Consider the following 9,953-nt stretch of genomic DNA (forward strand, 5'->3'; position numbering starts at 1 on the left):
CCAATGCGCCGAGTGGCTCGTCGAGCAGCAACACCTTCGGCCGCTTGGCGACCGAGCGGGCGAGCGCTACGCGTTGGCGCTGGCCCCCGGACAGCTGATGCGGCTTGCGCTTGGCGAACTGCTCGAGCTTGACCAGCTTCAGCATCTCGGCAACGCGCGACGCGATCTCGGGCTTCGGCATGCCGTCCTGCTTGAGGCCAAAGGCAATGTTGTTCTCGACCGTCATGTGCGGGAACAGCGCATAGGACTGGAACATCATGTTGACCGGCCGCCGGTAGGGCGGGATGCCACGCATATCCTGCCCATCGAGCAGGATGCGGCCGGCTGTCGGCTCCTCGAAGCCGGCGAGCATCCTGAGCAGCGTCGATTTTCCGCAGCCAGAGGCGCCGAGCAGAGCGAAGAACTCGCGCTCGAAGATGGTCAGCGACAGATTGTTGACGGCGGTGAAGTCACCGAACTTCTTAGTGACGTTGTCGAACTGGATGTATGGCTTGGCGTTCGGGTCGTTCCACGGCGCAAAATCCCTGCGGATGCTGCCAAGCGATTTCATGTCCCACTCCGTCCTGATTCTTGCTTCTTGCCCCAGAAAGAATGGTCCCGGCAGGTGGCTGCCGGGACCATGTCAGATTGCTTACTGGCCAGTAACGATCTTGGTCCAAGTGCGCGTGATCACGCGCTGGGTCTTGGGATCGTATGGCGAGACGGTGTAGAGCTTCTGTATCGTCTCGGCATCGGGATAGACCGAAGGATCATCCAACAGTGCCTTGTCGACGAATTGCTGCGACGCCTTGTTGCCGTTGGCGTAGAGCACGTAATTCGACGACTTGGCGATAACTTCCGGCTTCATCATGTAATTGATGAACTCGAGCGCCTCCGCGACATGCGGCGCGTCGGCAGGGATCGCCATCTGGTCGAACCACATCTGAGCGCCCTCCTTCGGCACGGAATAGCCGATCTCGACGCCTTGCTTGGCCTCGACCGCGCGGTTGCGGGCCTGGAACACGTCACCCGACCAGCCGACCGCCAGGCAGATATCGCCGTTGGCGAGCGCGTTGATGTATTCGGAGGAGTGGAACTTCCTGATATAAGGCCGGACCTTGAGCAAAGCCTCCTCGGCCTTGGCGATGTCATCTGATGACGTGCTGTTCGGGTCGAGGCCGAGATATTTCAGTGCCGCCGGGATGATGTCGGCTGGCGAGTCCAGCACATAGACGCCGCAGTCCTTCAACTTGGCTAGGCTGTCGGGATTGAAGAAGACATCCCAGCTGTCGATCTTGTCGGTGCCGAGTGCCGCCTGCACCTTCTTGATGTTGTAGCCGAGACCAACGGTACCCCACATGTAGTTGACCGAGTATTCGTTGCCGGGGTCATATTTGGCGGTGCGCTCCGAAACCGTGTCCCACATGTTGGAAATGTTCGGCAGCTTCGACTTGTCGAGCTTCTGGAACACCCCGGCCTGGATCTGGCGCGCAAGGAAATTGCCGCTGGGCACGACGACGTCATAACCGCTGCCGCCAGCAAGCAGCTTGGTTTCAAGGATTTCGTTGGAATCGAAGGTGTCGTAGACGACCTTGATGCCGGTTTCCTTGGTGAAATCGTCGATGATCGAACTGTCGATATAGTCCGACCAGTTGAAGACGTTGACGACACGGTCTTCGGCGTGACCGCCGACGGTGAAAAGCGTCAGAAATGCCGAGGTTGCCGAAAGCCAGAGCGCTTTGCGGATCATGCTATTCTCCTTTGGTGAGTGTTCCTTCGCCGGCTCGTCGCGGAAGCCGCGCGACCGGGCATTTGTTTCAGACTATTGAGCTTTCCAAGGGGCGACAAGCGCGAACTGCCGACACTATGCAGGCGGTTCGATGAGCGACAAGAGATGGCTCTGTGTCCCTGCGGCGGCTTGGGAGGCGTGCCTATGCCGTCAGAGGCTTTCGCCATGGCGCGGGCAGAGATACGACGATATGGTCCGGTCTCGATCTGACCGGCTGGGAGACTTGGCAAGATACGCCTGTCTTGTTGTTGCCGTATTCCCAGCCTGCCCGCGCGGCTACGAAGTTGTCAATGGCAAAGCTGCGCGCCGCCTCAATTAGGCGATGGCACCCCGGTGACCCCAGCGCGCTCGGGCCGTGTTTGGCGCTTGAATTCGAGCCCGATATGGACAAGCAACGCCGTCACCACCACCGCGCCACCGATGATGGTGCGCGCCGACGGCACCTCGGAATGGATAAGCCAGACCCATATCGGGCCGAGGATCGGCTCGAACGTGCCGAGCAGCGCCGCGATGGCTGCCGGGATCAGCCGTGCGCCGGTGGCGAAGAACGCGAGACCAACGCCGAGATTGACCACGCCGAAAGCAAAGAGAAAGCCCATGTCACTGACCGATACAGCGAATGTCGATGCCTGTGAGGCGGCAAAGCCTGCCGCAAGCATGGTGCCGAGGCACGTTGCCGGCGTCATGCGCACGCTGGAAAACCGCCGGGTTATGACTGTGGCGATCGAGAACATGATCGCGATCAACAGCGCCAGCCCGTCGCCTATCGGCGAAACGGCGCCATCAAGCGATTCCGACACCATGATGGCGACTCCGGCGATGACGGCGGCAATCGCCACCCAGGTCGCGGCACCAACCCTTTCGCGAAACAACGCCCAGGCAAACAGCGCCGCCAGCAACGGCACGCCGGCCTGCATCAACAGGATGTTGGCGACGGTGGTGTAGGTAAGCGCCACGACGAAGGCGGTCGATGCTGTGGCGAAGCAGATCCCGACGGCAAGGCCGGGCAGGCCCATGTCGCGGAACATTTTCAGCATGCCGCGCCAGCCGTCGCGCCAGACCATGAAGCAGATCAGGAAGGCGGCCGCCCAGACGGAGCGCCAGAAAATAACCGTCCAGCTGTCGCCGGCGGTGATGAAGCGGGCGATGGTGCCGCCGAAACTCCACATCAGCGCCGACAGGAACACCAGCAGGAAGCCGATGCGCTCCTCCCGCTGCGGGACGGTCGAGGAAGCAAGGATCGGCGATGATGCGGTGTCGGTCATGGGCGCGACTGTCGGGCTTTTGTGGACGGGACGATGCGCAAGGGACGACGAAAAGGTGCCCTGTTCGCGTAACGCAAAGATGCCGGCCGGGGGTGAGCCAGCGACCGGCGACAATTGTGGCACCTTGCCGTGGCGTTACTGGAAATCGAAGGCGCTCAAGCCCGTCACCATCTCGTCGAGGCCAAGCGGACGCGTCACCGGTGGTTCGGCGCGCGCCAGGCAGCCGACGCGTTCGCAAAGCCGGCAGGCAGGCCCGACCGGCGTCGCCGCTACACTGCCGGCCTCGGCCTTTGCGGAGGTAACCACGCCGGGCAGTGCCGCGCCGTAAATGATGTCGTCACGAAAGCCGATGTCGCAACCGAGCAGCAACGCGGTGCGGCGCGGGCGTTCCGAGAACGCGCCTTGCGGCCCTTCCAGCGTGCGGGCGATGCACAGGAACTCGGCGCCGTCGGGCATTTCCACTGCCTCGACGAAGATCTGGCCGGGCTGGGTGAAGGCAACATGCACGGGCAGTTTGGGACAACCGCCGCCAAAGCGGCTTTGCGGAAAGCCCTGGCTGCCGGCCTTGCGGAAGCGGTTGCCGGCATTGTCGACCTCCAGCATGAAGAACGGCACGCCTGAGGCACCCTGCCGCTGCAGCATGGTCAGCCGGTTGGCCACCTGTTCGAAGGAGACACCGAAGCGCGAACGCAGGACGTCGATGTCATAGCGGGCGCGCACGGCAGCCGCGTGAAAGGCCTGGTAAGGCATCATCAGTGCATGCGCCGCATAGCGGCCAAGTTCGAAGCGGGCCAGCCGGCGTGCTTCGTCGGTGGTGAGTTTGAGCGCCTGGATCTCGCCGGCGATCGCGACCGTCATGCGGATCAGACAGGCCTCCATCGCGACTTCGCGCAACTGGTCGAACGGCGACAGGCGTTCGGACAGGAACAGGCGCTGCGAATGACGGTCGTAACGGCGGCGCCAGTTCGGCATGGTGGCGACCGGCAGCACCTTGACGACGATGCCGTATTCGCGCTTCAGCCAGGCCTTCAGCGCACCGAACAGGTCGTCGCCGGGATCGAGCACCGAGGTGAACGCCGCGGCCTCCTCCTCGAGGGCTACAAAATGGTTCGGCCGGCGCTCGAAAATCTCGTGCACCTCGTCGATCGGCAGGCGGGCGCCGGAGAGCGCCGTCGCCCGACCCTCGCGCGCCAAAAGCTCGTTGAGGTCGGACAGGCGCTCGGCCTGCTCGCGATAGGCGCGGAACAGCTTTATCACCGCCGCGGACGCGTTGGGCGCCGCATCGGCAAGCTCGATCAACTCCTGATCGCCCGGCAGCTCGCCGACCAGCAGAGGATCGGTGAACACCTCCTTCAGGGCCGCGACAGACCCTCTTGCCTCGCCCTGCAGTTCGTGTGGGTCTACCTTGTAGACGGACGCCAGTTTCAGGATCAGCTGCACCGTCAGCGGCCGCTGGTTGCGCTCGATCAGGTTGAGATAGGATGGCGAAATGCCAAGGCCCTCGGCCATCGCGGTCTGAGTCAGGCCCTTGGCGTTGCGGATGCGGCGGATGCGCGGCCCGGCGAATATTTTCTGGTCAGCCATCGACTATCCTTGACAGAATTTACACAAATTTCGCGGCGATCTCGCCGCGTCGTGCTTTACAAGCGTGACAAATTTACAGCGCAGGCCTGTCAAACGCAACACAGGTTTTCCTTTATATTTTAGCGATTTCCTTGATTCTTCTGGCTCATTTCGCGCCGCAATGTAAATTCAGTCATATTCCGGCGCACAGATGATTGATGCCCGGACCTAGGTGCAGAAACCGTTCGGAGTGACCAATGACTGATTTTTACAACCTCGTCCCATCGGCGCCGGAAGGTCGCTTCGACGGTATCGAACGGCCCTATTCCGCGGCGGATGTGAAGCGGCTGCGCGGTTCGGTGCAGATCCGCCAGAGCCTCGCCGAAATGGGCGCCAACCGGCTGTGGAAGCTCATCCACGAGGAGGATTTCGTCAACGCGCTCGGCGCCATGTCCGGCAACCAAGCGATGCAGCAGGTGCGCGCCGGACTGAAGGCGATCTATCTGTCCGGCTGGCAGGTTGCCGCCGACGCCAACACGGCTGGCGCGATGTATCCGGATCAGTCGCTCTACCCGGCCAATGCGGCGCCGGAACTGGTCAAGCGCATCAACCGCACGCTGCAGCGCGCCGACCAGATCGAAACGTCCGAAGGCAACGGGCTTTCGGTCGAGACCTGGTTCGCGCCGATCGTCGCCGACGCGGAAGCCGGCTTCGGCGGACCGCTCAACGCCTTCGAAATCATGAAGGCCTTCATCGAGGCGGGCGCCGCCGGCGTCCACTATGAGGACCAACTGGCGTCGGAAAAGAAATGCGGCCATCTCGGCGGCAAGGTGCTGATCCCGACCGCGGCGCACATCCGCAACCTCAGCGCCGCGCGCCTGGCGGCGGACGTGATGGGCACGCCGACCCTGGTCGTCGCGCGCACCGATGCGGAAGCCGCAAAGCTGCTCACCTCCGACATAGACGAACGCGACCAGCCTTTCGTCGACTACGGCGCCGGGCGCACGGTAGAAGGTTTCTATCATGTCAGGAACGGCATCGAGCCCTGCATCGCCCGCGCCATCGCCTATGCGCCTTACGCGGATCTGATCTGGTGCGAGACCTCGAAGCCCGACCTGGTGCAGGCCAAGAAATTTGCCGAGGGCGTGCGCAAGCATCACCCCGACAAGCTGCTCGCCTACAATTGTTCGCCATCGTTCAACTGGAAGAAGAACCTCGACGACGCGACGATCGCCAGGTTCCAGAAGGAGCTCGGCGCCATGGGCTACAAGTTCCAGTTCATCACGCTCGCCGGCTTCCACCAGCTCAACTATGGCATGTTCGAACTGGCGCGCGGCTACAAGGCGCGGCAGATGGCGGCCTATTCCGAGTTGCAGGAGGCGGAGTTCGCGGCCGAGGCCAATGGCTACACCGCGACCAAGCACCAGCGCGAGGTCGGCACCGGCTATTTCGACGCCGTGTCGATGGCGATCACCGGCGGCCAGTCGTCGACCACCGCCATGCATGAATCGACCGAGCACGCGCAGTTCAAACCGGCCGCGGAATAGCGGATCACAGAAATACAGAGGAAACGCCCAACAGGGCTTGGAACACAAGGAGAAGACCAATGGCATCGATAAGCCGTGTCAAGGAACGCGCCGAGGAACAGTCCACGACGATGAGCGTCGATCAGCAAGCGACGATCCGCATGCTGGCCAACGACCTGCACCGCCTCAACCAGTCGGTGATGAAGGCGGTCGAGGCGGGCGTCTCGGTTGAGCTCGTGCGCTCGGCACGGCATCACGGCGGTGACGGCAACTGGGGCGATCTGCTGATCCCGGTGATCGTCACACAGCAGAGCCACGGCTGATCGAAATCATTGCAACCGACCCATCACCTGCGCAGCCTCTGCGCAGGTGAATTTTCTTTTCATGAAATTCACGTGTGGACAGTTGAGTACAGTAGCGTTGCTTTAAATTCACTGCTCCCGGACATGATTTTGGGTCCTTTTATTTCAACTTGACATGGGTCGCGATCTCACGCCAATTGCGCCTGAGATTCAACTCTGCATTGAAATAGGGACGAGCTTCTTGGCCGACTTGTGTGCCCAGTGAATCGCGAAGGCGAGACTCCAAGACATCCAAATCTGGTGACCCGCGACACAAGCACCGAGACGATCCGTGATCCGTCGCAGGTGCTTGTCGTCGGCAGATCGCCGATCAATCGCGTGGTGATTTCAAAGATCGTCGAGCGATCCGGGCTCAAGCCGATTTCGGAATCTCCCGACACGGCGGCAAGGATCTTGCGGTCCCTCATTCCCGGCGCGGTTGTCCTTGACGGCGGCGCCGACAACAAGGACTGCGACAATCTGATGTCCAGCATCGCCGCGTTGCGGCGGGCCTCGGGCAAATCACAGCCACCGGTGATCCTACTTTCAACCAAGAATGGCACGACGGAAAGCCTGGGCCTGTCAGATATCATCGACGTAGTGGTCGCCAAGCCGATCACGCCCGAACGGTTGCAACCGGTGATCGATCGCCTGATCGGCCGCTAGAGCAATTGCAGGAAAAGTGTGTCGGCGGTTTTCTGTCCGGAAATGCGAAAACAAATAGCTGGATCCGGCGATCAGCCTGCACTCACGATGCTTTCAACCAGTCCGGGCAGTTGTCCGAGATCGGATATCTGGCGGAACCGCGGTTCGGCAGCCGGCGCCTCGACATGCTCCAGCACCCAGGTCAGTTCATGCGGCACATGGACACCCCAACCGCCGGCCTCGATGGCCGGCACCACGTCCGACTTCAGCGAGTTGCCGACCATCATGCTTTTCGCCGGACCATCGCCGTGGCGGCTGAAGAGCCTGCTATAGGTGGCAGCACTCTTGTCGCTGACGATCTCGACCGCATCGAACAGATCGCCCAGGCCAGAGCCAGTCAGCTTGCGCTCCTGGTCGAAGAGGTCGCCCTTGGTGATCAGCACAAGGCGGAATGCGCCGGCAAGCTTCTCGACAGTCTCGCGCGCGTGCGGCAGGGCCTCGATCGGATGGCTCAGCATCTCGCGGCCGGCATCTAGAATTTCCGATATGACCGATGCCGGCACGCGGCCTTGCGTGACCTCGACCGCCGTTTCGATCATCGACAGGGTAAACCCCTTGATGCCGAAGCCATAGACGGCGAGGTTGCGCCTTTCGGCCTCCAGCAATCGTGCCGAGATGTGCTCCTCTTCGCCATGATCGGCAAGCATGGCGGCAAAGCGCTTTTCCGTCAGGCGGAAGAACTGCTCGTTCTGCCAGAGGGTGTCGTCGGCGTCGAAGCCGATCGTCGTCAGTTTGTTGTCGCGCCGCATTCAATTTCTCGATTAAGATTGGGGGCCTCGATTGGAATTGGGACGGCCGAAACTAAGCCGATTGGAGCGATTTTCAACCGCGTCAGCCAATGCCCGACGCGGCTCCCCTTCCCTTCCATAGGGGCGCACGGCTATACTCCACAATCCGCAACCCAATCTGGTGAATGATGCCGCCTGCAAAAAAGGAAGTCCGTCCGTCGAGCCGCGGAGGACGTGCCCGCACGCCTGCCTTCGTGAAAAACCAACGGGGCGTCAAGAACTGGAAGGAAGTCAGCGCCTGGCTGGAATGGCGCGGCATCGAGGACATCGAGTGCATCACGCCCGATCAGGCAGGCGTCGCGCGTGGCAAGATGATGCCATCGAAGAAATTCACCTCCAACACCTCGCTAGCACTGCCGTCGGCAGTCTTCATGACGACAATTTCCGGCGGCTACCCCGAGGATGGCAACGGCTTCCATTACCCGGAAGACGACGGCGACCTCAAACTGATGCCGGACCTGTCGACGCTGACAGTGGTGCCCTGGGAAGAAGACCCTACGGCCGCGGTCATCTGCGATCTCGTCCACCAGGACGGACGCTCGGTCGAATTCACGCCGCGCAATGTGTTGAAGCGTGTGGTGGCTGCCTATGACAAGCTCGGCCTGAAGCCGGTGGTGGCGCCCGAGATCGAGTTCTACCTGGTGCGCAAGAATCCCGATCCGGACTATCCGCTGACCCCGCCGGTCGGCCGTTCGGGACGCGCGATCGGCGGCGGCGCCGGCTATTCGATCGCTGGCGTCAACGAATTCGACGAATTGATCGACGACATCTACCATTTCTCCGAAAGCCAGGGCCTGGAGATCGATACGCTGATCCACGAGGAAGGCGCCGGCCAGCTGGAGATCAATCTGCGCCATGGCGACCCGATCGAACTGGCCGACCAGGTGTTCATGTTCAAGCGCACCATTCGCGAGGCAGCACTCAAGCACGAGATCTATGCCACCTTCATGGCCAAGCCCATCCAGGGGCAGCCCGGCTCCGCCATGCACATCCATCAGTCGATCATCGACAAGAAGACTGGACAGAACATCTTTTCGGCCGAGGACGGCTCGGAAACCGAAGCCTTCTTCCATTTCATCGGCGGCATGCAGAAGCATGTGCCGAACGCGCTGGTGATGTTCGCGCCCTATGTCAATTCCTACCGCCGGCTGACACAGGCGGCGTCGGCGCCGGTCAACAACAAATGGGGCTATGACAACCGCACCACGGCGTTTCGCGTGCCACGCTCGGATCCGGCGGCACGGCGCGTCGAAAACCGCATCCCGTCCTCCGATGCCAACCCCTATCTGGCGCTGGCGGCATCGCTTGCCTGCGGGCTGATCGGCATCACCAACAAGATCAAGGCCGAGCCTCCGGTGCTGACCACCGCCAATGCGGACGAGATCGACCTGCCGCGTGGCCTGCTCGAAGCCGTCGACCTGTTCGAGGGCGACGAGGAACTCTGCGCGCATCTGGGCAAGTCGTTCGCCGCGACCTATGCGGCGATCAAGCGCGCGGAATTCGAGACTTTCATGGAAGTGATCAGTCCGTGGGAGCGGGAGTATCTGCTTCTCAACGTGTAGGGGAATAAGGGAGTAGGGCAGTAGGGCAGCCAAGATTGAATCGTACAGGGATTTAATTGTCTGGCAGCAAGCTATGGATCTGGCGGTATCGATCTACGAAACAACCAGAGCTTGGCCAAGGGATGAGCTTTACGGACTGACGACTCAGGTACGCCGTGCAGCCACCTCCGTTCCCGCCAACATTGCCGAAGGTTACGGGCGCGAAAGCCGAGCTTCCTATCAGCAATTTCTCAGGATCGCCCAGGGATCCCTCAAGGAACTGGAGACCCATCTGCTGATCGCGCAACGCGTCGGAATCGCCTCGCACGAGACGGTCGAACCATTGATGACCCGCAGTGAGAGCGTAGGAACGCTCTTGCGGCTTCTGATCCGAAAACTGTCACCGGAATAGCCCCACCTACTGCCCTACTGCCCTACTGCCCTACTCCCCTACTC

At 61.5% G+C, this 9,953-nt stretch carries 10 protein-coding genes; 5 read left to right on the plus strand and 5 right to left on the minus strand.

Annotation, left to right across the window (positions count from 1 at the left end; genetic code table 11):
* The 4 genes from EN935_RS10655 to EN935_RS10670 form a co-directional block, all read right to left on the minus strand.
* Positions 1-550: ABC transporter ATP-binding protein (locus EN935_RS10655; protein WP_164771076.1), on the minus strand; the 550-nt coding region annotated here is incomplete at its 3' end.
* Between the two features lie 81 nt (positions 551-631).
* Positions 632-1,729: a polyamine ABC transporter substrate-binding protein gene (locus EN935_RS10660; protein WP_109670233.1), complete on the minus strand. Its 1,098-nt coding sequence runs from the start codon at positions 1,727-1,729 to the stop codon at positions 632-634.
* 350 nt (positions 1,730-2,079) lie between these two features.
* Complete coding sequence (locus EN935_RS10665; protein WP_127263955.1) at positions 2,080-3,033, minus strand: DMT family transporter; 954 nt, start codon at positions 3,031-3,033, stop codon at positions 2,080-2,082.
* A gap of 135 nt (positions 3,034-3,168) precedes the next feature.
* Positions 3,169-4,617: an XRE family transcriptional regulator gene (locus EN935_RS10670; protein ID WP_109670238.1), complete on the minus strand. Its 1,449-nt coding sequence runs from the start codon at positions 4,615-4,617 to the stop codon at positions 3,169-3,171.
* Between the two features lie 236 nt (positions 4,618-4,853).
* Between EN935_RS10670 and aceA the strand changes: the two genes are divergently transcribed.
* The 3 genes from aceA to EN935_RS10685 all read left to right on the plus strand — a co-directional run bounded on the left by aceA (position 4,854) and on the right by EN935_RS10685 (position 7,129).
* A complete protein-coding gene (gene aceA, locus EN935_RS10675) occupies positions 4,854-6,143 on the plus strand; it encodes an isocitrate lyase (protein ID WP_127263956.1) in 1,290 nt (429 codons plus the stop codon).
* A gap of 59 nt (positions 6,144-6,202) precedes the next feature.
* On the plus strand, positions 6,203-6,445 hold the full coding sequence (locus tag EN935_RS10680; protein WP_006202762.1) for a hypothetical protein: 243 nt from the start codon (positions 6,203-6,205) through the stop codon (positions 6,443-6,445).
* A 276-nt stretch (positions 6,446-6,721) separates the two neighbouring features.
* Complete coding sequence (locus EN935_RS10685; protein ID WP_245468839.1) at positions 6,722-7,129, plus strand: response regulator; 408 nt, start codon at positions 6,722-6,724, stop codon at positions 7,127-7,129.
* 71 nt (positions 7,130-7,200) lie between these two features.
* Here EN935_RS10685 and EN935_RS10690 read toward each other — a convergent pair whose 3' ends face one another.
* Positions 7,201-7,917, minus strand: a complete 717-nt coding sequence (locus EN935_RS10690) for an HAD family hydrolase (RefSeq protein WP_109670247.1) — start codon at positions 7,915-7,917, stop codon at positions 7,201-7,203.
* A gap of 164 nt (positions 7,918-8,081) precedes the next feature.
* On the opposite strand from EN935_RS10690, the gene EN935_RS10695 reads away from it, so the two are divergent.
* On the plus strand, positions 8,082-9,518 hold the full coding sequence (locus EN935_RS10695; protein ID WP_164548587.1) for a glutamine synthetase family protein: 1,437 nt from the start codon (positions 8,082-8,084) through the stop codon (positions 9,516-9,518).
* 34 nt (positions 9,519-9,552) lie between these two features.
* A complete protein-coding gene (locus tag EN935_RS10700) occupies positions 9,553-9,909 on the plus strand; it encodes a four helix bundle protein (RefSeq protein WP_281040328.1) in 357 nt (118 codons plus the stop codon).
* The last annotated feature ends 44 nt before the right edge of the window (positions 9,910-9,953 follow it).

This window comes from Mesorhizobium sp. M7D.F.Ca.US.004.03.1.1 (assembly GCF_003998635.1).
GTDB lineage: Bacteria > Pseudomonadota > Alphaproteobacteria > Rhizobiales > Rhizobiaceae > Mesorhizobium > Mesorhizobium loti.

Excerpts from the sequence above, each read along its gene's own strand:
- EN935_RS10660 (WP_109670233.1), bottom strand. The coding sequence starts at position 1,729 with ATGATCCGCAAAGCGCTCTGGCTTTCGGCAACCTCGGCATTTCTGACG.
- aceA (WP_127263956.1), top strand. The coding sequence starts at position 4,854 with ATGACTGATTTTTACAACCTCGTCCCATCGGCGCCGGAAGGTCGCTTC.
- EN935_RS10665 (WP_127263955.1), bottom strand. The coding sequence starts at position 3,033 with ATGACCGACACCGCATCATCGCCGATCCTTGCTTCCTCGACCGTCCCG.
- EN935_RS10680 (WP_006202762.1), top strand. The coding sequence starts at position 6,203 with ATGGCATCGATAAGCCGTGTCAAGGAACGCGCCGAGGAACAGTCCACG.
- EN935_RS10670 (WP_109670238.1), bottom strand. The coding sequence starts at position 4,617 with ATGGCTGACCAGAAAATATTCGCCGGGCCGCGCATCCGCCGCATCCGC.
- EN935_RS10695 (WP_164548587.1), top strand. The coding sequence starts at position 8,082 with ATGATGCCGCCTGCAAAAAAGGAAGTCCGTCCGTCGAGCCGCGGAGGA.
- EN935_RS10690 (WP_109670247.1), bottom strand. The coding sequence starts at position 7,917 with ATGCGGCGCGACAACAAACTGACGACGATCGGCTTCGACGCCGACGAC.